Source organism: Streptomyces sp. NBC_00341 (assembly GCF_041435055.1).
GTDB lineage: Bacteria > Actinomycetota > Actinomycetes > Streptomycetales > Streptomycetaceae > Streptomyces.
The window spans coordinates 1,466,520-1,487,562 of sequence record NZ_CP108002.1 but is presented as its reverse complement, the minus strand read 5'-3'; the positions used below and the strand labels follow the sequence as shown (position 1 = coordinate 1,487,562).

Genomic DNA, 21,043 nt, shown 5'->3' with positions numbered 1-21,043 from the left:
GGCCGTCAGGGTGTACAGGAGGTAACAGCCGTGCGGGTCGTCTCCCTCGTCCCCTCGCTCACCGAGGCCGTCGCCGAGAGCGGCCCCGGGCTGCTCGTCGGCGCCACCGACTGGTGCACCCACCCCGCCGGGCTGCGAGCCGCCCGCGTCGGTGGCACCAAGAACCCCGACGTGCCCGCGATCCTCGCCCTGCGCCCCGATCTCGTCGTGGCCAACGAGGAGGAGAACCGGGAACCCGACCTGGCCGCGCTGCGGGAGGCCGGGACCGAGGTGCTCGTCACCACCGTCCGCACCCTGGACGACGCGTTCGCGGAGCTGGACCGGCTGCTGACCGGGGCCTGCGGGCTGCCGAGGCCCCGCTGGCTGGACGAGGCCGAGGCCGCCTGGGCGGCACTGGAGCGGCCGTCCGTCCCACGCCGAGCGGTCGTCCCCGTCTGGCGGAAGCCCTGGATGGTCCTGGGCCGCGACACCTTCGCCGGAGACCTGCTGAGCCGGCTCGGCGTGCGCAACGCCTACGCGGACCACGCCGAGCGCTACCCCCGCATCCCGCTCGACGAGCTGAACGCGGCCGGCGCGGACCTGGTGGTGCTGCCCGACGAGCCGTACCGGTTCACCGCCGCCGACGGGCCCGAGGCCTTCCCCGCGCTGCCCGCCGTCCTCGTCGACGGGCGCTACCTCACCTGGTACGGGCCGTCACTGGTACGGGCGCCCGAGGCGCTGCGGGCGGCGCTGGGCTGAACGGCGCCCACCACCGCACCGCCGGCACCACCACGGTGGCCGCGCCCGCGTCCGAGTCCGCGCAAAACCGCTGGCCCGTGCCCCGGGCGGCCGGGAAGGATACGCGGATGACCGTCATCGCACCGCCCGCCTCCGGTGTCCGCCACGACTGGGCCGCTTTGCCGGCCGCCGTGCGCCGCGCCGTCGAGGACATCCTCGGCTCGCCCGTCGTCGAAGCCGGCAGCCAGAGCGGCGGCTTCTCGCCCGGCGTCGCCGCCCGGGTCAGGCTCGCGGACGGCGGCCGGGCGTTCGTCAAGGCGGTGAGCGCCGAGGTGAACGCCGGAGCCCCGGACCTGCACCGCGCCGAGGCCCGCCACACCGCCGCCCTGCCGCCGCACGCCCCGGTGCCCCGGCTGCTCGGCTCGTACGACGACGGCACCCACGTCGCGCTCGTCCTGGAGGACATCGAGGGCCGTCAGCCCGCCGTCCCCTGGGACCCGGCCGAACTGGACCGGGTCCTGGCCGCCGTCACCGCGCTCACCCGCTCCCTCACCCCGGCGCCGATCGACGCGCCCTCCGTCGCCCGCCGCGAGGCCTCGATGTTCACCGGCTGGCGGACCCTGCACGCGGCAGGGGGCGACGCCCGCCTCGACCCCTGGGCCGCGTCGCGTCTGGGCGCACTGGCGGAACTGGAGGCCGGCTGGGCGGAGGCGGCAGAGGGCGACAGCCTCGCCCACGCCGACCTGCGGGCGGACAACATCCTGCTCACCGAGGACCGGGTCGTCTTCGTCGACTGGCCGCACGCGGTGCGCGCCGCGCCCTGGTTCGACCTGCTGGCGATGCTGCCGTGCGTCGCGGCGCAGGGCGGCCCGGACCCGGAGGCCGTCTTCACGGCCCACCCGCTCGGCCGCGACGCCGAGCCCGCGGCGGTCACCGCCGTGCTCGCCGCCCTGGCCGGCTACTTCGTCGCGCACTCACTGCGGCCCGGTCCGCCGGGCCTGCCCACGCTGCGGGCGTTCCAGGCGGCCCAGGGCGCGGCCGCCCTGGGCTGGCTACGGAACCGGCTCTAGGCGTTCCGTCCGCGGAGGCCGGGTCAGGCCGGGGCAGGGAGCGGGGTCCGCCGCGCCGCCGCCACCAGCGCCGCCATCACCCGCACGTCGTCGCCCATCTCCGGATGCCACTGCACCCCGAGCACCCAGCCGGGGCCCGGCCGTTCGACCGCCTCCACCGTGCCGTCCGCCGCGTGCGCGCAGGCCACCAGACCCGCGCCGAGCCGGTCCACCGCCTGGTGGTGGTAGGTGGGCACGGCGCAGTCGCCGGGCACCACGGAGGCGTACCCGGTCCCCGGCACCGGCGTCACCGTATGGGAGCCGAACACGCCGGTCGTCCCCTCGGGGCCCGTGTGCCCGTCCATGTGCTGCGTCAGCGTCCCGCCGAGGGCCACGTTGAGGAGCTGCATCCCCCGGCAGATGCCGAGCAGCGGGGTGCCGGACTCCAGCGCCGCCCCGATCAGCGCCGCCTCCCAGCCGTCCCGCTCCGTGGCGGGCGGCCCGGTCCGCGGATCACGCCCGGCCCCGTACCGCGCCGGATCCACATCCGGACCGCCCGCGACCACCACCGCGTCCAGCCGCGCCACCACCGACGCCGCCAGCTCCGGGGAGTCCGGCGGCAGCAGCACGGCCAGGCCGCCCGCCTCACGGACCAGCCGGCTGTAACCGGCGGGCAGCAGGGTGGCGGGCAGGTCCCAGAGGCCCCAACGCGCCGAATCCACCAGATACGTACTGATCCCGATCAGCGGGCTGTTCATCGGATCTCCCTCTCGCACGGCACGCGGAACGCATCGGCACCGTATCCAAATCCCTTGCTCTGCCCATAGATTTGGATCAGCTGTCCATAGATCCGGATCATCTGTCGGCCCGCGAGGAGAGGATCCATCCGTGTCCGACCGAACAGCCCCGCTCGCCGTCGAGGAACTCCGCGTCCTCGTCGACAGCGGCGAGATCGACACCGTGGTCCTGGCCTTTCCCGACATGCAGGGGCGGCTCCAGGGAAAGCGCTTCGCCGCCGGCTTCTTCCTCGACGAGGTCGTGCCGCACGGCACCGAGGGCTGCAACTACCTGCTCGCCGTCGACACCGACATGAACACCGTGGACGGCTACGCCATGTCGTCCTGGGAACGCGGCTACGGCGACTTCGCCATGCTCCCCGACCTCGCCACGCTGCGCCGGGTGCCCTGGAACGAGAGCACCGCGATGGTCACCGCCGACCTCGCGTGGAGCGACGGCTCACCCGTCGTCGCCGCGCCCCGCCAGATACTGCGCCGCCAGCTGGACCGGCTCGCCGGGCACGGCTACACCGCCCACGTGGGCACCGAACTCGAGTTCATCGTCTTCAAGGACACCTACGAACAGGCCTGGGACCGCGGCTACCGCGACCTGACCCCGGTCAACCAGTACAACGTCGACTACTCCGTCCTCGGCACCGGCCGCGTCGAACCCCTGCTGCGCCGCATCCGCAACGAGATGGCGGGCGCGGGCCTCACCGTCGAATCCGCCAAGGGCGAGTGCAACCCCGGCCAGCACGAGATCGTGTTCCGCTACGACGAGGCCCTGGTCACCTGCGACCAGCACGCCGTCTACAAGACCGGCGCCAAGGAGATCGCCGCCCAGGAAGGCGTCGCGCTCACCTTCATGGCCAAGTTCAACGAGCGCGAGGGCAACTCCTGCCACATTCACCTCTCGCTCCGCTCCACCGAGGAGCCCGGCCGCAGCGTCATGGCGGACGGGGAGGGCGCCATGTCCCCGGTGATGCGGCACTTCCTCGCCGGACAGCTCGCGGCCCTGCGCGACTTCTCACTGCTCTACGCGCCGAACATCAACTCCTACAAGCGGTTCCAGCCCGGCTCCTTCGCCCCGACCGCCGTCGCCTGGGGGGCCGACAACCGCACCTGTGCGCTCCGGGTCGTCGGGCACGGGCAGTCGCTGCGCTTCGAGAACCGGCTCCCCGGCGGCGACGTCAACCCGTACCTCGCCGTCGCCGGACTCGTCGCCGCAGGCCTGTACGGCATCGAGCACGGGCTCGAACTCCCCGAGCCCTGCGCCGGAAACGCCTACACCGCCGCATACGACCACGTCCCCACCAGCCTGCGCGAGGCCGCCGGGCGCTGGGAGCACAGTGAGATCGCCGAAGCCGCCTTCGGGGCCGAGGTCGTCGCGCACTACGCCAACATGGCCCGCGTCGAGCTCGAAGCCTTCGACGCGGCGGTGACCGACTGGGAGATCAAGCGCTCCTTCGAACGTCTGTGAGGACTTCCTTGACCCGTGAGCACCAGGTACTGAACCCGGCGACGGAGGAGATCGTCGCCACCGTGCCGGCCACCACCGCGGCCGGGGTGGACGCCGCCGTCACCCGGGCCGTGGCCGCCCAGCGGGCCTGGTCCGCGCTCGCCCCCGCCGACCGGGCCCGGCTGCTGCGCCGGTTCGCCGCCGCCGTGGACGGCCGGACCGAGGAGCTGGCCCGGCTGGAGGTCCGCGAGGCTGGCCACACCATCGGCAACGCCCGCTGGGAGGCCGGCAACGTCCGCGATCTGCTCGACTACGCCGCCGGGGGAGTGGAACGGCTGAACGGCCGGCAGATCCCCGTACCCGGCGGCATCGACATCACCCTGCTCGAACCCCTCGGCGTCATCGGCGTGATCGCACCCTGGAACTTCCCCATGCCGATCGCCGCCTGGGGCCTGGCCCCCGCCCTCGCGGCGGGCAACGCCGTCGTCCTCAAACCCGCGGAGACCACCCCGCTGACCGCGCTCCGGCTCGCCGCCCTCGCCCTGGAGGCCGGACTGCCGGAACACCTCTTCCAGGTGCTGCCCGGCGCGGGCGACGAAGCGGGCAACGCCCTGGTCGAGCACCCGGACGTCGCAAAGATCGTCTTCACCGGCTCCACCCGGGTCGGCAAGCGGATCATGGCCAAGTGTGCCGAGCACGTGAAACGGATCACCCTCGAACTCGGCGGCAAGAGCCCCAACATCGTCTTCGCCGACGCCGACCTCGAAGCCGCCGCTGCCGCCGCCCCGATGTCCTTCCTGGACAACGCGGGCCAGGACTGCTGCGCCCGCACCCGGATCCTGGTCCAGCGCTCCGCGTACGACCGCTTCCTGGAGCTGCTCGCCCCGGCCGTCGCCGCCGTCGTCGTGGGCGACCCGTCCGACGAGAAGACGCAGATGGGCCCGCTCATCTCACGTACCCAGCTGGACCGGGTGCGCGGATACGTCCCCGAGGGCGCGGCCGCGATCCGGGGCAGCGCGCCCGGGGGCGCCGGCTTCTGGTTCCCGCCGACCGTCCTCACCGACGCCGCCGCGGACTCGCCCGTCGCCACCGAGGAGGTGTTCGGGCCGGTCGCGGTCGTGCTGCCCTTCGACGACGAGGCGGACGCCGTGCGGCTCGCCAACGCGACGCGCTACGGCCTCGCGGGCTCCCTCTGGACGCGGGACATGGGGCGCGCGCTGCGCGTCTCGCAGGCCGTCCGGGCGGGAAACCTCTCCGTCAACTCGCACTCCGCGGTCCGCTACTGGACCCCGTTCGGCGGGTTCAAGCAGTCCGGCCTCGGCCGCGAACTCGGGCCCGACGCCCTCACCGCCTTCACCGAAACCAAGAACGTCTTCCTCAGTACGGAGGCCTGAACCGGTATGACCACGGACAACGGGAACATCTGCCGCCGCCTCGTCGGCCGCACCGCCGTCATCACCGGCGCCGGCAGCGGCATCGGCCTCGCCACCGCCCACCGGCTCGCCTCCGAGGGCGCGCACGTGGTCTGCGGCGACATCGACGAGAGCGCGGGCAAGGCGGCCGCAGAAGCGGTCGGCGGCACCTTCGTACAGGTCGACGTCACAGACCCCGGACAGGTCGAGGCGCTGTTCGCGGCGGCGCACGACACCTACGGCTCCGTCGACGTCGCCTTCAACAACGCCGGCATCTCACCGCCCGACGACGACTCCATCCTCACCACGGGCCTGGAGGCCTGGAAACGCGTCCAGGACGTCAACCTCACCTCCGTCTACCTCTGCTGCAAGGCGGCCCTGCCCTACATGCGGCGCCAGGGACGCGGCTCGATCATCAACACCGCCTCGTTCGTCGCCAGGATGGGCGCCGCCACCTCGCAGATCTCCTACACCGCGTCCAAGGGCGGGGTGCTCGCGATGTCCCGTGAACTGGGCGTCCAGTTCGCGCGCGAGGGCATCCGGGTCAACGCGCTGTGCCCGGGACCGGTCAACACCCCGCTGCTCCGGGAGCTGTTCGCCAAGGACCCGGAGCGCGCGGCCCGCAGGCTGGTGCACATCCCGCTCGGCCGGTTCGCGGAGGCGACCGAGATCGCGGCCGCCGTCGCCTTCCTGGCGAGCGACGACTCCTCCTTCGTCAACGCGACGGACTTCCTCGTCGACGGCGGCATCTCAGGCGCCTACGTCACGCCTCTCTAGGGTCTGTCGCAAGGTCCGGAACCTACAGTGGGGCGATGAGCAACGCGACACCGCCCGGCTGGTATCCGGACACGGCCGCACCGGGCCACGAGCGGTGGTGGGACGGTACGGCGTGGACCGCCCACACCCGCCCGTACGCCGCCCCGGCGCAGCCGTACGCCCCCGCGCAGCCGTACGCCCCCGCGCCGTCGGCTTCCCCCGCCGCGCCCGGCCGGGGGAGCGGCGGCGGCAGCGGCCGGATCGTCGCCATGGTGGTGGCCGGCGCGGTCGTCGTCGGCGCGGCGGTGACCGGAGCGCTGCTGCTCGGCAGGGACGACGACGGCACGCCGCCGGTGGCCCGGTCGAGCAGCAGCCCGCCACCGGACACCGCCACCCACGGCGGCCCCGGCGACAGCCCCTCGCCGGACGCCCCCGCCGACGGCGGCGACCCGGCCGTGCTGGTGGACCAGCTCAACGGCATCACCCTGCCGGTCCCCGACGGCTGGGAGAAGCCGGAGAACACCGTCGAGGAGGTGCTCACGATGCGCACCGCCCGCTCCTACAGCTGCCCCGGCAGCTCCGCGGACTTCTGCTACCACGGCACGGTGACCACGCGGACACCCAGCGCCGGCGACGCCGACACCGCCGAGAAGCTCGCCAGGGACGACATAGCCGACGCGGCGGACGCCGCCTATGAGGAGAACGCCGTCGGCACCCGTATCCACGGCGGCATCACGTCCCACAAGCAGCTCGCCGCCACCTCGGTGAGCGTGGCGGGACGCACCGGCTACGAGGTGCGCTGGAGGGTCGTCACCGGCAAGGGGCCCGGTGGCTACGTGCAGTCGCTCGCCTTCCCGTCGAGCGTCGGCAGCGAGTCGCTCGTCGTCGTGCGCTACGCCTTCGACGCCGGCCCCGACGGGCCCCCGCTCTCCCTCATGGACACCCTCACCAAGGGCATCCGGCCGATCGGCGACAGCGCGACGAACGGCGGCGTCGGCAGCTCCGTGGCCCCCTGACGCCGCCCCGGACTCAGAGGAAGGTGCGGCCCTCGCCCCGGTACGTCGGCACGGTCGCCGTGATCCGGTCCCCCTCGATCAGCTGCAACTCGTCGAACCGCTCGCACAGTTCACCGGCCTTGGCGTGCCGGAACCACACCTTGTCACCGATCAGCAGATCGTCGGCAGGGGCGCCGAGCAACGGGGTCTGCACCTCGCCCGGACCCTCCTGCGGGTCGTAGCGCAGCCCCTCCGGGAGGTACGGGACCGGCAGCCGGTCGGGACCGGCCGCACCGGACGCCGGGTAGCCGCCACCGAGCACCGTCACCACGCCCACCCCGGGCCTGCGCACCACCGGCTGGGCGAACAGGGCCGCCGGACGGGCCGTGAACGACGTGTAGTTGTCGAACAGCCGCGGCACGTACAGCCCGGAACCGGCCGCGATCTCCGTCACCGCGTGCTCCGCGGCGGTGTGCTGCACACTGCCGGTGCCGCCGCCGTTCACGAACTCCAGGTCCGGCGCCACGGCCCGTACCGCCCGCACCACCTCGGCCCGCCGGACCGCCAGTTCCCGGCGGGCGGAGGCCTGCATCAGCCGGATCGCCCGGGACCGCAGCGGCCGCCCCGCGACCGAGTCACCGACCCCGGCGATATGGCCCTCGTACGCCATCAGCCCCACCAGCCGGAAACCGGGCCTGCGGGCCACGGACCGTGCCAGTTCGGCCAGTTGGGCGGGAGAGCGCAGCGGTGAGCGGAGCGCCCCGATCCTGACCCGGCCGCCGAGCATCCGCAGCGAGGTGTCCAGCTCCAGGCAGACCCGGATCTCCTCGCTGCCCCCGGCACGCGCCGCGTCGATCAGCTCCAGCTGCGCGTGGTCGTCCACCATCACCGTCACGGCGGCGGCCAGCTTCGGGTCCGCGGCGAGCTCCGCGAACGCCGGCCGGTCGGCCGACGGATAGGCCAGCAGCACGTCCTCGAACCCGGCACGGGCCAGCCACAGCGACTCGGCCAGCGTGAACGACATGATCCCGGCGAAGCCGGGCCGCGCGAGCACCCTTTCCAGCAGGGCGCGGCAGCGCACCGACTTGCTCGCCACCCGGACCGGCTTCCCGGCCGCACGGCGTACCAGGTCGTCGGCGTTGGCGTCGAAGGCCTCCAGATCGACGACGGCGATCGGGGCATCGAGATGGGCGGTGGCCCGGTTGTAGCGGGTCCGGTCAGCGGCGCGGGCAGTCATGGCCGCAGCTTGCCAGACACCTGTACCGCTGGGTAGGGGGATGATCTGCGCAGATCGGTCCGGCGCCCGGCGGCCCGCTCCCATCAAGGGCACCGCAGCCCGTAGAGTGACGGGCACGCGGCGCGCAACGAGCCTGCCTGTGGCGGCGATCCGCGTGCGGTACGGAACGGACCAGGGGGGCTGATGAGTACCGAGGCGCAGCGCGCTCCCGTCCCGCCACGCCCGGCCACCCCGCCGGACGGCAGGGTGCCCACGCCTCCAGGACCCGCCGCACCCGCACCATCTGCCGCGCCTGCATCGGCCGCCGTGCCTGCACCATCTGCCGCGCCTGCATCGGCCGCCGTGCCTGCACCATCTGCCGCGTCCGCATCGGCCGCCGCACCCGCACCGCCTGCACCCGAGACAACCGCAGCCCCTGCCCCAGCGAAGCCGCCCGCCGCCGCACCGCCCGCCGTGGAGTCGACCGCCCGGCTCCGGCCCGTGCCACCGGCCCCGCAGCGCCCCGCCGGGCCCCCTGCCGCTCCGGCCTTCCCGCCCCGCCCCGCGACGCCGCCCGCGGCGACCCGGCGCCGCCCGGTGGGCGCCGTGGATCTCGGCGCACCGCCCCGGCGGCCCGACGGCGACGGTCCCGCCGCTCCGCCCGCCCACCGGCCGCCGCACCTCTTCCCGCCGCACGTCTTCCCGGCCGAGACGCCCGCCGAGACCACCACCAGGCTCCGCCCCGTGCGGACCCGGAGCGCCTTCAGGACCGCGGCCGCAGCCGTCTGCGTCGTGCTCGGGCTCGGCCTGATCGGCGGCGCGGCCACCGGCAGCTGGCTGATCAGCGACTCCTCGGCGGATCCGGCGGCCCACAGCGCCTACACCGTGGGCCGTGCCGCCTGGCACAGCGTGCCCGTGGACACCCTCTTCCCGCGCACCCTCAAGGGGGACGGCGCGGGGCCCGGCGGCGCCGACCGGGTCTGGACCAGACTCGCCGTCGCCCCGGACAGCGGCTGCACGGCGGCCCTGGACCCGCTGCTGCTCAAGACGGTGCGCCCGGCCGGCTGCGCCCGGCTGCTGCGCGCCACGTACACGGACGCGACGTCCAGCAGCGTCACCACCGTCGGGCTGCTCTTCACCGAGGGCGACACCGATGCCATGCGCGCGCTCAGCACCAGGTTCACCGACCAGCACCTGGACGGGCGTACCGACCTGATGCCCCGCGCCTATCCCGTGAAGGGGACCCCGGCCGCCGGATTCGGCGACAAGCAGCGCGCCAGCTGGAGCGTGCACGTCCTGACCGAGGTCCCCGTCGTGGTGTTCGCGGTCTCCGGATTCGCCGACGGGCGGGCGGTCACCACACCGCAGCCGGCCGCCGCGGCCATGGCCGCGAACGCCACGACCCCCGCCGCCCAGGCCGGGCTCGGCCACGAGGCCAAGGGGCTGGCGGACCTGGTCGAACGCGGTCTGCGCAGGACCGTCACGGACCGCACGGAGAAGCCGGAGTGACCCGAGTGCCCGGAACGATCCGCCGTGCCCGCCGCCACCGCGCCCTCGGCGCGGTCTGCGCCGCGACCGCGCTCGCGCTGCTGCCCGCGTCACCGGCGCGGGCGGACACCATCCGGGCCCAGCAGTGGGGCCTGGACGCGCTCCACACCGACGAGGCCTGGCAGACCACCCGGGGCAAGGGCATCACCGTCGCCGTCGTCGACACCGGGGTGGACGACAGCCTGCCCGACCTCGCCGGCCAGGTACTCCCCGGCAAGGACATGATCGGCTTCGGCGCCGGACGGGGTGACCACTCCTGGGCACGGCACGGCACCGCGATGGCCGCGATCATCGCGGGCCGGGGCCACGGGGTCTCGGACGACGACGGGGTGCTCGGCATCGCGCCCCGGGCGAAGGTCCTCCCCGTCCGGGTCATCCTGGAGGCGAGCGACCCGGACCGGGCCAAGGCCCGCAAGTCCCGCGGCACGGCCCTCGCGGACGGCATCCGCTGGGCCGCAGACCACGGCGCCGACGTCATCAACCTCTCGCTGGGCGACGACAGCGAGTCCGCCCACCCGGAGCCGGGCGAGGACGCGGCCGTCCAGTACGCGCTGAAGAAGGGCGCGGTCGTCGTCGCGTCGGCCGGCAACAGTGGCGAGAAGGGCGATCACATCTCGTACCCCGCCGCCTACCCCGGCGTGATCGCGGTCGCCGCCGTCGACCGCTACGGCACGCACGCCTCGTTCTCCACCCGCCGCTGGTACGCCGCCGTGAGCGCCCCCGGCGACGACATCGTCGTCCCCGCACCGGACCGGCAGTACTACGTGGAGTGGGGCACCTCGGCCGCGTCCGCCTTCGTCTCCGGCGCGGTCGCCCTGGTCCGTGCCGCCCACCCCGGCCTCACGCCCGCCCAGATCAAGAAGCTCCTCACGGACACCGCGCGCAGTTCCCCGGAGGGCGGCCGGGACGACTCCCGGGGCTACGGCATGGTCGACCCGGCCGCGGCCATCAAGGCGGGCGGCAAGCTCCGTCCGGCCGGTCTGCGCCCGGACTCCGCCGCGGCGGGCTACCGCGAGAAGTACTTCGGATCCGGCCCCACCCCGCCCCGTGAGGACCGCGGGCCCGCGGGCTGGCTGGCCCCGGTCGCGGGCGGCCTCGGCGCACTCCTGCTCGCACTGGCCGTGGTCCTGTGGCGCGGCCGCAACGGCCGGCCGGTGTTCCCGCGCCGCTGACCGGCGCACCGCACGGGCGGCCGGCGGCCGGGTCCGACCTGTCGGCGGGACGACTGCGGCCAGGCACTACGCTCGCCCTGTGGCGCAGAAGAACATTCCGGACCCCGGATACTCCGACGACGACGGCACGGCCGACCCCGCCCTGACCTCGGCACTGTCCGCCTGGGCCGAGAACCGCGAGGCCGTCGGCCCGGTGCTCGAAGCCCTCAGGGGGGCCCGGCTGCTGGTCCCCGTGGTCGCCGTCCTCGGCGAGGTCGAGGAGGACGAGAAGGGGCTCCGCCGGGAGAAGACCAGCGATATGGCCGTCCCCACCCTCCAGGCCGGTGACCGCCGCGCCCTGCCCGCCTTCACCTCCACCGCCTCGCTGGCCCGCTGGGACCCGCAGGCCCGCCCCGTCGCCGTCCCCCTCCACCAGGCGCTCCAGGCGGCCGTGCACGAGAAGGCGGACACCCTGGTGCTCGACCTCGCGGGCCCGGTGGCCTTCGAGGTGACCGGCTCCGCGCTGCTGGCCCTCGCGGAGGGCCGCACCAGCGCCGACCCGCTGGACGACCCCGCGGTCACCTCCGCGGTACGCGACGCCGTCGCCGCCGAACCCGCGGTGCTCCGCGCCCACCTCGGTCCGGGCCGCGCCGACGGCACTCTCGCCCTGGTGCTGGCGGCGGACGCCGATCCCGCGGAGGCCGCGGGCCGGGTCGCGCGGTCGCTGGCCGCCAGCGAGGTGCTGCGGGCCCGGCTGGTGCGGGGTCTGGACCTCGCGCTGCTCCCGGCCGACGCGAACGCACCGGGTGACGTCCTGTTCACTCGCTGATCACCCCCTCGGCTCAACGCGCGCAATAGAGTGCGGAGTCGGAGAATTGCGAAGAAAGCGGACGATCTTCGCGAGGTGGTTGTATGCAGACGCGAATGGCGGCATCGGAGTTCCTGGGCACCCTCCTGCTGGTCTTCTTCGCCGTCGGATCAGCGGTCCTCGGTGTCCAGTACATCGGGACCGTCGGTATCGCGCTGGCCTTCGGCTTCGTACTTCTGGCCCTGGCCTACGCACTCGGCCCGATCTCCGGCTGCCATCTCAATCCGGCGGTCACCCTGGGGATGCTGACGGCCCGGCGGATCGACGTACGCACCGCGGTGACGTACTGGATCGCGCAGTTCCTCGGCGGAATCGCCGGTGCCGCTCTGCTGTTCCTGCTGGCCAAGCAGGTGCCCGGACTGAAGACGAGCGGCAAGTTCGGCAGCAACGGCTACGGGGACCGGTCGGACGTGCACATCAACATGGGCGGCGCGTTCCTGGCAGAGGTGGTACTCACCTTCCTGCTGGTGTTCGTCGTGCTCGCGGTGACCCACAAGCTCGCCGTCGTCGGTTTCGACGGGCTGCCCATCGGTCTCTCCCTCGCGGTGATCCACCTGGTCGGCATCCCGCTCACCGGCACGTCGGTCAACCCGGCGCGGAGCCTGGGCCCGGCGATCTTCGCCGGAGGTGCGGCGCTCTCCCAGCTCTGGCTGTTCCTGGTGGCGCCCCTGATCGGCGGTGTCATCGCGGCGCTCGCCCACCGGGTGACCCACCCCGTCCCCGGACGGGACGAGCAGACCGCGGAGACCGCGGAGGCCTGATCCCGGCCCCGGCACGTCGTGAGCCCCCGCCCACAAAAGGGCGGGGGCTCACGTTCGTCAGAGAGGGGGAAGGGGTGTACCGGCTCAGCCGAAGACCGGTCCGGTGTACTTCTCGCCGGGGCCCTTGCCCGGCTCGTCCGGTACGAGCGAGGCCTCGCGGAACGCCAGCTGGAGCGACTTCAGGCCGTCGCGCAGCGGAGCCGCGTGGAAGGAGCTGATCTCGGTGGTGCTCGCGTCCAGCAGGCCGGCCAGCGCGTGGACCAGCTTGCGGGCCTCGTCGAGGTCCTTGTGCTCGTCGCCGTCCTCGGTCAGTCCGAGTTTCACGGCGGCGGCGCTCATCAGGTTGACCGCGACCGTCACGATGACCTCGACCGCCGGCACCTCCGCGATGTCGCGGGCCATCTCGTCGAAGCCGGGGGAATCAGTGGTGGGGGTCGCGTCGCTCATGCCTCATACGATAGGCCCACGGACCGGTGGCCTCCGCCCCGGCCTCGGGGGCCCGTCGCGCGAGGTTCGCACTACCCCGGGCGAGCTGCTAACCTTGTGTAACGACCGGCTGGGCATCTATGTGCCCGGCCCACAAGTGGAGGCTCCGATCTCCCACCTGACCGTCCCCAGGACGGCGGGTCACCGGTCAGGTGGCGCCCATCGTTCCGTACGGACGATGGAGCCGCCCGATGCGCCCCGCGGTTGACCGCGACGGTGCTCCGGTTTTCCAGGAGCCCCGCCTGTGTCCCGTCCGGGGCATTTTTCTTGCCTCCGCAACGGTTGGTCTGTCGAAACAGACGTTACGTGGCTGTCCGCCAGGCGGCCGCGTGGTGCTACCGAGGAGGATCCATCAGCGCCGAGCCCCGCATCAACGACCGGATTCGCGTACCCGAGGTGCGACTTGTCGGTCCCAGCGGCGAGCAGGTCGGGATTGTCCCGCTTGCCAAGGCCCTGGAACTTGCACAGGAGTACGACCTCGACCTGGTCGAGGTGGCGGCTACCGCCCGTCCGCCCGTGTGCAAGCTCATGGACTACGGGAAGTTCAAGTACGAGTCGGCCATGAAGGCCCGTGAGGCGCGCAAGAACCAGGCGCACACGGTCATCAAGGAGATGAAGCTCCGGCCGAAGATCGACCCGCACGACTATGACACCAAGAAGGGTCACGTCGTCCGGTTCCTCAAGCAGGGTGACAAGGTCAAGATCACGATCATGTTCCGTGGTCGTGAGCAGTCCCGCCCCGAGCTGGGCTTCCGACTGCTCCAGCGTCTCGCTTCGGACGTGGAGGAACTCGGCTTCATCGAGTCCAACCCGAAGCAGGACGGCCGGAACATGATCATGGTTCTTGGCCCGCACAAGAAGAAGACCGAAGCCATGGCCGAGGCCCGCGAGGCCCAGGCCGCCCGCAAGGCGGAGCGCCAGGGGTACAGCCCCGACGACGCCGAGTCCGCGGACGAGGCTGCCGAGGCTCCGGCCGAGGCGTCCTCAGAGGCTCCGGCCGAGACACCTTCCGAGGCGTGACCTTCGGGGGCCGCCATCCAGGCGCCCCCGGGTCCCCCCGGAATCCCATCAAGATCTGACGCCCCTGCAGCCCGGTGCCCGCACCGGGAGGGGCGCCACTGACGAGGAGAGAACGGCGCGATGCCGAAGAACAAGACGCACAGCGGTGCCAGCAAGCGCTTCAAGATCACCGGCTCCGGCAAGGTGCTCCGCGAGAGGGCCGGCAAGCGCCACCTTCTCGAGCACAAGTCGTCCAAGAAGACCCGCTCGCTGACCGGCACGGTCGTCGTGGCTCCGGCCGACGCCAAGAAGATCAAGAAGCTTCTCGGCAAGTGAGGCCGTCGCCCCCGGTGAATCCGGGGGCGCGCCCTCGATCCGACCGGGACCAATTCGTTTCCGGGCCGTGTGAGTACGACCACGGCCCCGCTACAAGGAGTTAACAAGTGGCACGCGTCAAGCGGGCAGTCAACGCCCACAAGAAGCGCCGGGCAATTCTCGAGGCCGCCAGCGGTTACCGCGGTCAGCGCTCGCGCCTGTACCGCAAGGCCAAGGAGCAGGTCACCCACTCCCTGGTCTACAACTACAACGACCGCAAGAAGCGCAAGGGCGACTTCCGTCAGCTGTGGATCCAGCGCATCAACGCCGCTGCCCGCCAGAACGGCATGACGTACAACCGCCTCATCCAGGGTCTGAAGGCCGCCAACATCGAGGTGGACCGCAAGATCCTGGCCGAGCTCGCGGTGAACGACGCCAACGCGTTCGCGACCCTCGTCGAGGTGGCCCAGAAGGCCCTCCCGAGCGACGTCAACGCCCCGAAGGCCGCCTGATTCAGGGCCGCACTTCCTGGTATTGAGCCGGACCCGCAGGCGCTCGCCGTCTGCGGGTCCGGTGCGTTGCACCCCCGTCACCACCTGTCACGACCCGCACCTTCGTACGCAGAGAGGCTCGCCGCCGATCATGGGCATCCCTGAACTGATCTCCCCGCGATCGCCACGGGTCGCCGCCGCCCGGCGGCTGGCCAGGCGCAACTTCCGCGGCAAGGAGCGCAGGTTCATCGCCGAGGGACCGCAGGCCGTGCGCGAGGCCGCGGCCCACCGGGGCGACGACGGCGAGGCGACCCTGGTCGAGCTGTTCGCCACCGTGGAGGCCGCCGAGCGGTACGAGGCCATCATCGACGCGGCCCTCGCGGCGGGCGCACGGGTGCACCTGGCCGACAGCGAGGTGCTCGCCGATGTGTCGCAGACCGTGACCCCGCAGGGCCTGATCGGCGTCTGCCGCTTCCTCGACTCGCCGTTCGAGTCGGTCCTCGCCGGGCGGCCGAAGCTCGTCGCCGTCCTGGCGAACGTCCGGGACCCCGGGAACGCCGGTACGGTGCTGCGCTGCGCCGACGCGGCGGGCGCCGACGCCGTCGTCCTCACCGACGCCTCGGTCGACCTCTACAACCCCAAGTCGGTGCGCGCTTCCGTCGGTTCGCTCTTCCACCTGCCGGTCGCCGTCGGGGTGCCCGTCGAGCAGGCCGTACGGGGGCTGCGGGACGCGGGCTCTCGGATCCTGGCCGCCGACGGCGCGGGCGAGGACGACCTCGACGACGAACTCGACGCGGGCACCATGGGCGGCCCCACCGCCTGGGTCTTCGGCAACGAGGCCTGGGGCCTGCCGGAGGAGACCCGGGCGCTGGCCGACGCCGTGGTGCGGGTGCCGATCCACGGCAAGGCGGAGAGCCTCAACCTCGCCACCGCCGCCGCCGTCTGCCTGTACGCCTCCGCGCGCGCCCAGCGCCCGCCCCGCGGCACGGGCTGACCCGGCCGGTCGTCTCTCGGAGCGACGCAGGGTGTCGCTCCGTCACCGACGACTAGTAGGGTGACGAACTCGGGGGCCCACTGCACCGGTTCGAGAGGTGGGGTACGGGAATATGGCTGTCGGCATGAGCGGACCGCAGGCGACGGACGCGGCCGTCGTGCGCGTGGACGCGGACCCGGACGCCGGCCCCGCCGGCCCGGGTCTTGACCCCGACGACCTTCCCGACGGGCTCGTCGTCGCCGACGAGACCGGCCGGGTGATCTGCTTCAACGCCGCCGCCGCACGGATCACCGCCGTGCCCAGGGCCGCCGCCCTCGGCCGCCCGCTGGAGCACGCGCTGCCGCTGGAGGACCTCAAGGGCCGCCGCTGGTGGGAGCTGACCGACCCCTACGGCGGCCTCGCCACCCGGGTCGGCCAGCCCGAACGCAATCTGCTGCTGCCCGGCGGCCGCGAGGTCCTCGTCTCCGCACGCTACGTACGCGAGAGCCCCACCGGGCCCGTCCGCAAGCTGGTGATCAGCCTGCGCGGCACCGAGGCCCGCCGCCGCAGCGAGCGCAGCCACGCCGAGCTGATCGCCACCGTCGCACACGAACTGCGCTCGCCGCTGACCTCCGTCAAGGGCTTCACCGCCACGCTGCTGGCCAAATGGGAGCGGTTCACCGACGACCAGAAGCGGCTGATGCTGGAGACGGTCTACGCCGACGCCAACCGAGTCACCCGGCTCATCACGGAACTGCTCGACATCTCCCGGATCGACTCGGGCCGCCTGGAACTGCGCCGCCAGCCCGTGGACCTCTCGGCGGCCGTGGAGCGCCACATCCAGGCGCTCACCGCGAACGGCCAGGAGCCGGACCGTTTCCTCGTCCGCACCTGCCAGCCGCTGCCCGCCGTCTGGGCCGACCCGGACAAGGTCGACCAGGTGCTGGGCAACCTGCTGGAAAACGCGGTGCGCCACGGCGAGGGAACCGTCACCATCGAGGTGGCACCCGCACCGGCCAAGAGCGACGAGAAGGGAACGGCCGTCACCGTGAGCGACGAAGGTACCGGCATCCCCGAGGAGTCGATGGGCCGCGTCTTCACCCGCTTCTGGCGGGGCAGCAAGCGCGGTGGCACGGGCCTGGGCCTCTACATCGTCAAGGGCATCGTCGAGGCGCACGGCGGCACGATCACCGTCGGCCGCGGCCCCGGCGGCGGCGCCGAATTCCGATTTATCCTGCCCGTGAGCACGCCGGCCTACATGAAGTAGGGGCCGAGCGGCCCACGGGCGCCTCCCACACCTTGTGGCCCTTAGACTCGACCATTGGCACCTTTGCGTCCTCCAGTCGTCGAGCGGGGTCGCGCCACCAGCCAATCGGAAGTACGGGAAGAGATGTCGGCACCGAACAAGTCGTACGACCCAGTCGAGGTCGAGGCACTGAAACCGGAAGAGATCGAGCGCATCCGGGACGAGGCGCTCGCCGCCTTCGCCGCCGCGGGCGACCTCGACGCGCTCGCCCAGGCGAAGACCGCGCACACCGGTGGTACCTCGCCCCTGTCCCTCGCCAACCGCGAGATCGGCGCGCTGCCGCCGCAGGCCAAGGCCGAGGCGGGCAAGCGCGTGGGCCAGGCCCGCGCCGCCGTGGGCAGGGCGCTCGCCGCCCGCCAGGCGGAGCTGGAGGCCGAGCGGGACGCCCGGGTCCTGGTCGAGGAGGCGGTGGACGTCACGCTGCCCTACGACCGCACCCCGGCCGGCGCCCGCCACCCGCTGACGACGATCATGGAGCGCGTCGCCGACGTCTTCGTGGCCATGGGCTACGAGGTCGCGGAGGGCCCGGAGGCCGAGGCCGAGTGGTTCAACTTCGACGCCCTGAACTTCGTGCCCGACCACCCGGCCCGGCAGATGCAGGACACCTTCTTCGTCGAGGGCGCCGACGGCGCGAAGAACGACGAGTCCGGTGTCGTCCTGCGCACCCACACCTCACCGGTCCAGGCCCGCACGCTGCTCGACCGCGAGCCCCCCGTCTACGTGGTCTGCCCCGGCCGGGTCTACCGGACCGACGAGCTGGACGCGACGCACACCCCGGTCTTCCACCAGATCGAGCTGCTCGCCGTCGACGAGGGCCTCACCATGGCCGACCTGAAGGGCACCCTCGACCACATGGTCCAGGCGCTCTTCGGCCCGGACATGAAGACCCGGCTGCGGCCGAACTTCTTCCCGTTCACCGAGCCGTCCGCCGAGATGGACATGGTCTGCTACGTCTGCCGCGGCGAGTCCGTCGGCAACCCGGACCGCCCCTGCCGCACCTGCGGCAGCGAGGGCTGGATCGAGCTCGGCGGCTGCGGCATGGTCAACCCCAAGGTGCTCATCGCCTGCGGCGTCGACCCCCAGAAGTACAGCGGATTCGCCTTCGGGTTCGGCATCGAGCGGATGCTGATGTTCCGCCACAACGTAGAAGACATGCGAGACATGGTCGAAGGCGACGTCCGGTTCACCCGGCCCTTCGGGATGGAGATCTGATGCGCGTCCCGCTTTCCTGGCTGCGGGAGTACGTCGACCTGCCTGCCACCGAGACCGGCCGTGATGTACAGGCCAAGCTCGTCGCCGTCGGCCTCGAGGTCGAGACGGTCGAGCAGACCGGCGCCGGCCTCAAGGGCCCGCTGGTCGTCGGAAAGGTGCTCACCATCGAGGAGCTGGAGGGCTTCAAGAAGCCCATCCGCTTCTGCACGGTGGACGTCGGCGCCGCGAACGGCACCGGCGAACCGCAGGAGATCGTCTGCGGCGCCCGTAACTTCGCCGTCGGCGACAAGGTCGTCGTGGTCCTCCCCGGCGCGGTGCTGCCCGGCGACTTCGCGATCGCCTCGCGCAAGACGTACGGCAAGACCTCGCACGGCATGATCTGCTCCGGCGACGAGCTGGGCATGGGCGACGACGGCAGTGGCGGCATCATCGTGCTGCCGCCGGAGCACGAGGTCGGGACCGACGCCATCGAGCTGCTCCAGCTCGTCGACGAGGTCCTCGACATCGCCGTCACCCCCGACCGGGGCTACTGCCTGTCGATGCGCGGCGTCGCCCGTGAGACCGCCATCGCCTACGGTCTGCCGCTGCGCGACCCGGCCCTCCTGGACGTGCCCGCGCCGAACGCGTACGGCTACCCGGTCCAGGTCGCGGACCCGATCGGCTGCTCCCGCTTCACCGCGCGCACCGTGGTCGGCCTGCAGCCCGAGGCCCGTTCCCCGATCTGGCTGCGGCGCCGGCTCCAGAAGGCCGGGATGCGGCCGATCTCGCTCGCGGTCGACGTCACCAACTACGTGATGCTCGAACTCGGCCAGCCGCTGCACGCCTACGACCGGACCCGGATCGACGGCCCGATCGGGGTGCGCCGCGCCGAGCGCGGCGAGAAGCTCACCACCCTCGACGGCGCCGTCCGGGTCCTGGACCCGGCCGACCTCGTCATCACCGACAACCGCGGGCCGATCGGCCTGGCCGGTGTCATGGGCGGGGCCAACACGGAGATCGCGGACGCCGAGGAGGACACCCGCACCACCGAGGTCGTCATCGAGGCCGCGCACTTCGACGCGATCTCGATCGCCCGCACCGCGCGCCGCCACAAGCTGGCCTCCGAGGCGTCCAAGCGCTTCGAGCGCGGCGTCGACCCGCAGGCCGCCGCCGCTGCCGCGCAGCGCACCGTGGACCTGCTGGTGCTGCTCGCCGGCGGCACGGCGGAGGCGGGGGTCACCGAGGTGACCGCCCCGTCCGGCCCGCGCACCATCACGATGGCGGCCGACCACCCGGACAAGGTGGCCGGTGTCGCCTACGGCCGCGAGACCGTCGTACGCCGCCTCCAGGAGGTCGGCTGCGACGTCTACGGGCAGGACGAGCTCCTCGTCACGGCGCCGTCCTGGCGGCCCGACCTGAACGAGCCGAACGATCTGGCCGAAGAGGTCATCCGGCTGGAGGGTTACGAGAACCTCCCGTCCACGCTCCCGACGCCGCCCTCCGGCCGCGGGCTCACCGACCGCCAGCGGCTGCACCGCCGCGTCGGCCGGGCCCTCGCGGGGGCCGGCTACGTCGAGGCGCTGAACTACCCGTTCACCGGCGAAGCGGTCCTGGACCAGCTGGGCCTGGCGGCCGACGACGCCCGCCGCCGCACGGTCAGGCTCGTCAACCCGCTCTCCGACGAGGAGCCGTCGCTGCGCACCACGCTGCTGCCGGGCCTCCTCGGCGCACTGCGGCGCAATGACGGCCGGGGCAGCCACGACCTCGCGCTCTTCGAGACCGGTCTCGTCTTCAGGCCCACCGGCCAGGAGACCAAGCCCGTCCGGCTGCCCGTCGACCGGCGCCCCTCCGACGAGGAGATCGCCGCGCTCGACGCCGCGCTGCCGCGTCAGCCGCGCCGCGCCGCCGTCGTCCTCGCGGGCGCCCGCGAGCAGGCCGGCTGGTGGGGCAAGGGCCGCCCGGCCGACTGGGCGGACTCCGTCGAGGCCGCCCGCACCATCGCCCGTGAGGCCGGTGTCGACCTCACGGTCCGCGCCGGGCAGCACGCGCCGTGGCACCCGGGCCGCTGCGCCGCGCTGTACGTGAACGTCAACGGCGAGGAGACCCTGTTCGGGCACGCCGGTGAGCTGCACCCGCGCGTCATCAAGGAGCTCCACCTGCCCGAGCGCACCTGCGCCATGGAGGTCGAGCTCGACGTCCTGGAGCAGGCCGTGGACGGCGCGCTCCAGGCGCCCAGGATCTCCACCTTCCCGGTGGCGACCCAGGACGTCGCGCTGGTCGTGGCGCAGGACGTGCCCGCCGCGGAGGTGGAGCAGGCGCTGCGCGAGGGCGCGGGCGAACTCCTCGAATCGCTGCGGCTGTTCGACGTCTTCACGGGTGAGCAGATCGGCGGGGGCCACAAGTCCCTGGCGTACGCGCTGCGGTTCCGTGCCGCGGACCGCACGCTCACCGTCGACGAGGCCACCGCCGCCCGGGACGCCGCGGTGGCGCTGGCCGCCGAGCGCACGGGCGCGGTGCTGCGCGGCGCGTAACGGCTCAAACGCACAGCGAGGAGGGGCGTGTCCGGCCACCGGA

At 73.1% G+C, this 21,043-nt stretch carries 20 protein-coding genes; 17 read left to right on the top strand and 3 right to left on the bottom strand.

Annotation, left to right across the window (positions count from 1 at the left end):
* The first annotated feature begins 30 nt into the window (after positions 1 to 30).
* Both OG892_RS06580 and OG892_RS06575 read left to right on the top strand, forming a co-directional pair.
* Positions 31 to 738, top strand: coding sequence for a helical backbone metal receptor (locus OG892_RS06580; RefSeq protein ID WP_371628669.1), 708 nt, complete (start codon positions 31 to 33; stop codon positions 736 to 738).
* Between the two features lie 107 nt (positions 739 to 845).
* Positions 846 to 1,787 carry an aminoglycoside phosphotransferase family protein gene (locus tag OG892_RS06575; RefSeq protein ID WP_073737416.1) on the top strand — a complete coding sequence of 314 codons (942 nt, stop codon included), beginning with the start codon at positions 846 to 848 and terminating at the stop codon, positions 1,785 to 1,787.
* Between the two features lie 23 nt (positions 1,788 to 1,810).
* Here OG892_RS06575 and OG892_RS06570 read toward each other — a convergent pair whose 3' ends face one another.
* Positions 1,811 to 2,524, bottom strand: a complete 714-nt coding sequence (locus OG892_RS06570) for a gamma-glutamyl-gamma-aminobutyrate hydrolase family protein (RefSeq protein ID WP_371628668.1) — start codon at positions 2,522 to 2,524, stop codon at positions 1,811 to 1,813.
* A gap of 130 nt (positions 2,525 to 2,654) precedes the next feature.
* Between OG892_RS06570 and OG892_RS06565 the strand changes: the two genes are divergently transcribed.
* Genes OG892_RS06565 through OG892_RS06550 form a run of 4 tightly spaced genes read left to right on the top strand, consistent with a single transcriptional unit; the run spans position 2,655 to position 7,185 of the window.
* Complete coding sequence (locus OG892_RS06565) at positions 2,655 to 4,022, top strand: glutamine synthetase family protein (protein ID WP_371628667.1); 1,368 nt, start codon at positions 2,655 to 2,657, stop codon at positions 4,020 to 4,022.
* A gap of 8 nt (positions 4,023 to 4,030) precedes the next feature.
* Positions 4,031 to 5,395, top strand: coding sequence for an aldehyde dehydrogenase (locus OG892_RS06560; RefSeq protein WP_371628666.1), 1,365 nt, complete (start codon positions 4,031 to 4,033; stop codon positions 5,393 to 5,395).
* A 6-nt stretch (positions 5,396 to 5,401) separates the two neighbouring features.
* Positions 5,402 to 6,190 carry a 3-oxoacyl-ACP reductase gene (locus OG892_RS06555; RefSeq protein ID WP_073737420.1) on the top strand — a complete coding sequence of 263 codons (789 nt, stop codon included), beginning with the start codon at positions 5,402 to 5,404 and terminating at the stop codon, positions 6,188 to 6,190.
* 35 nt (positions 6,191 to 6,225) lie between these two features.
* On the top strand, positions 6,226 to 7,185 hold the full coding sequence (locus OG892_RS06550; protein ID WP_371628665.1) for a DUF2510 domain-containing protein: 960 nt from the start codon (positions 6,226 to 6,228) through the stop codon (positions 7,183 to 7,185).
* A 13-nt stretch (positions 7,186 to 7,198) separates the two neighbouring features.
* Here the strand turns inward: OG892_RS06550 and OG892_RS06545 are convergent, their stop codons facing one another.
* On the bottom strand, positions 7,199 to 8,401 hold the full coding sequence (locus OG892_RS06545) for an amino acid deaminase/aldolase (RefSeq protein WP_073737422.1): 1,203 nt from the start codon (positions 8,399 to 8,401) through the stop codon (positions 7,199 to 7,201).
* A gap of 723 nt (positions 8,402 to 9,124) precedes the next feature.
* Between OG892_RS06545 and OG892_RS06540 the strand changes: the two genes are divergently transcribed.
* The 4 genes from OG892_RS06540 (at position 9,125) to OG892_RS06525 (ending at position 12,708) form a co-directional block, all read left to right on the top strand.
* Positions 9,125 to 9,889: a hypothetical protein gene (locus OG892_RS06540; protein ID WP_371631587.1), complete on the top strand. Its 765-nt coding sequence runs from the start codon at positions 9,125 to 9,127 to the stop codon at positions 9,887 to 9,889.
* Positions 9,890 to 9,906: 17 nt separating this feature from the next.
* Positions 9,907 to 11,100, top strand: a complete 1,194-nt coding sequence (gene mycP / locus OG892_RS06535) for a type VII secretion-associated serine protease mycosin (protein WP_371631586.1) — start codon at positions 9,907 to 9,909, stop codon at positions 11,098 to 11,100.
* Positions 11,101 to 11,179: 79 nt separating this feature from the next.
* The gene (locus OG892_RS06530; RefSeq protein WP_371628664.1) at positions 11,180 to 11,908 is read left to right on the top strand and encodes an SseB family protein; all 729 of its coding nucleotides are present in this window, start codon (positions 11,180 to 11,182) and stop codon (positions 11,906 to 11,908) included.
* An 83-nt stretch (positions 11,909 to 11,991) separates the two neighbouring features.
* A complete protein-coding gene (locus tag OG892_RS06525; RefSeq protein ID WP_073737425.1) occupies positions 11,992 to 12,708 on the top strand; it encodes an MIP family channel protein in 717 nt (238 codons plus the stop codon).
* Positions 12,709 to 12,792: 84 nt separating this feature from the next.
* On the opposite strand, the gene OG892_RS06520 is transcribed toward OG892_RS06525, so the two are convergent.
* On the bottom strand, positions 12,793 to 13,155 hold the full coding sequence (locus OG892_RS06520) for a DUF1844 domain-containing protein (RefSeq protein ID WP_073737426.1): 363 nt from the start codon (positions 13,153 to 13,155) through the stop codon (positions 12,793 to 12,795).
* Positions 13,156 to 13,500: 345 nt separating this feature from the next.
* On the opposite strand from OG892_RS06520, the gene infC reads away from it, so the two are divergent.
* From infC to pheT, 7 genes are all read left to right on the top strand, one after another.
* Positions 13,501 to 14,214: a translation initiation factor IF-3 gene (gene infC / locus OG892_RS06515; RefSeq protein ID WP_242436804.1), complete on the top strand. Its 714-nt coding sequence runs from the start codon at positions 13,501 to 13,503 to the stop codon at positions 14,212 to 14,214.
* A gap of 120 nt (positions 14,215 to 14,334) precedes the next feature.
* Entirely contained in the window at positions 14,335 to 14,529 is a 195-nt protein-coding gene (gene rpmI, locus OG892_RS06510; protein WP_003970213.1) for a 50S ribosomal protein L35, read from the top strand.
* Between the two features lie 107 nt (positions 14,530 to 14,636).
* Positions 14,637 to 15,020 carry a 50S ribosomal protein L20 gene (rplT, locus tag OG892_RS06505; protein ID WP_073737428.1) on the top strand — a complete coding sequence of 128 codons (384 nt, stop codon included), beginning with the start codon at positions 14,637 to 14,639 and terminating at the stop codon, positions 15,018 to 15,020.
* 130 nt (positions 15,021 to 15,150) lie between these two features.
* The gene (locus tag OG892_RS06500) at positions 15,151 to 15,993 is read left to right on the top strand and encodes an RNA methyltransferase (protein ID WP_073737429.1); all 843 of its coding nucleotides are present in this window, start codon (positions 15,151 to 15,153) and stop codon (positions 15,991 to 15,993) included.
* 112 nt (positions 15,994 to 16,105) lie between these two features.
* Positions 16,106 to 17,239, top strand: a complete 1,134-nt coding sequence (locus tag OG892_RS06495; protein ID WP_073737430.1) for a PAS domain-containing sensor histidine kinase — start codon at positions 16,106 to 16,108, stop codon at positions 17,237 to 17,239.
* Positions 17,240 to 17,362: 123 nt separating this feature from the next.
* Positions 17,363 to 18,490 carry a phenylalanine--tRNA ligase subunit alpha gene (gene pheS, locus OG892_RS06490; RefSeq protein ID WP_073737431.1) on the top strand — a complete coding sequence of 376 codons (1,128 nt, stop codon included), beginning with the start codon at positions 17,363 to 17,365 and terminating at the stop codon, positions 18,488 to 18,490.
* Positions 18,490 to 21,000 carry a phenylalanine--tRNA ligase subunit beta gene (gene pheT / locus OG892_RS06485; protein ID WP_371628663.1) on the top strand — a complete coding sequence of 837 codons (2,511 nt, stop codon included), beginning with the start codon at positions 18,490 to 18,492 and terminating at the stop codon, positions 20,998 to 21,000. Before pheS ends, pheT begins: the two co-directional genes overlap by 1 nt.
* Positions 21,001 to 21,043: the final 43 nt, after the last annotated feature.

Bases quoted from the DNA above. Each gene is read 5' to 3' on its own strand.
- OG892_RS06575 (WP_073737416.1), top strand. From the start codon at position 846: ATGACCGTCATCGCACCGCCCGCCTCCGGTGTCCGCCACGACTGGGCC.
- OG892_RS06570 (WP_371628668.1), bottom strand. From the start codon at position 2,524: ATGAACAGCCCGCTGATCGGGATCAGTACGTATCTGGTGGATTCGGCG.
- OG892_RS06555 (WP_073737420.1), top strand. From the start codon at position 5,402: ATGACCACGGACAACGGGAACATCTGCCGCCGCCTCGTCGGCCGCACC.
- OG892_RS06550 (WP_371628665.1), top strand. From the start codon at position 6,226: ATGAGCAACGCGACACCGCCCGGCTGGTATCCGGACACGGCCGCACCG.
- OG892_RS06545 (WP_073737422.1), bottom strand. From the start codon at position 8,401: ATGACTGCCCGCGCCGCTGACCGGACCCGCTACAACCGGGCCACCGCC.
- OG892_RS06525 (WP_073737425.1), top strand. From the start codon at position 11,992: ATGCAGACGCGAATGGCGGCATCGGAGTTCCTGGGCACCCTCCTGCTG.
- OG892_RS06520 (WP_073737426.1), bottom strand. From the start codon at position 13,155: ATGAGCGACGCGACCCCCACCACTGATTCCCCCGGCTTCGACGAGATG.
- rpmI (WP_003970213.1), top strand. From the start codon at position 14,335: ATGCCGAAGAACAAGACGCACAGCGGTGCCAGCAAGCGCTTCAAGATC.
- OG892_RS06500 (WP_073737429.1), top strand. From the start codon at position 15,151: ATGGGCATCCCTGAACTGATCTCCCCGCGATCGCCACGGGTCGCCGCC.
- OG892_RS06495 (WP_073737430.1), top strand. From the start codon at position 16,106: ATGGCTGTCGGCATGAGCGGACCGCAGGCGACGGACGCGGCCGTCGTG.
- pheS (WP_073737431.1), top strand. From the start codon at position 17,363: ATGTCGGCACCGAACAAGTCGTACGACCCAGTCGAGGTCGAGGCACTG.
- pheT (WP_371628663.1), top strand. From the start codon at position 18,490: ATGCGCGTCCCGCTTTCCTGGCTGCGGGAGTACGTCGACCTGCCTGCC.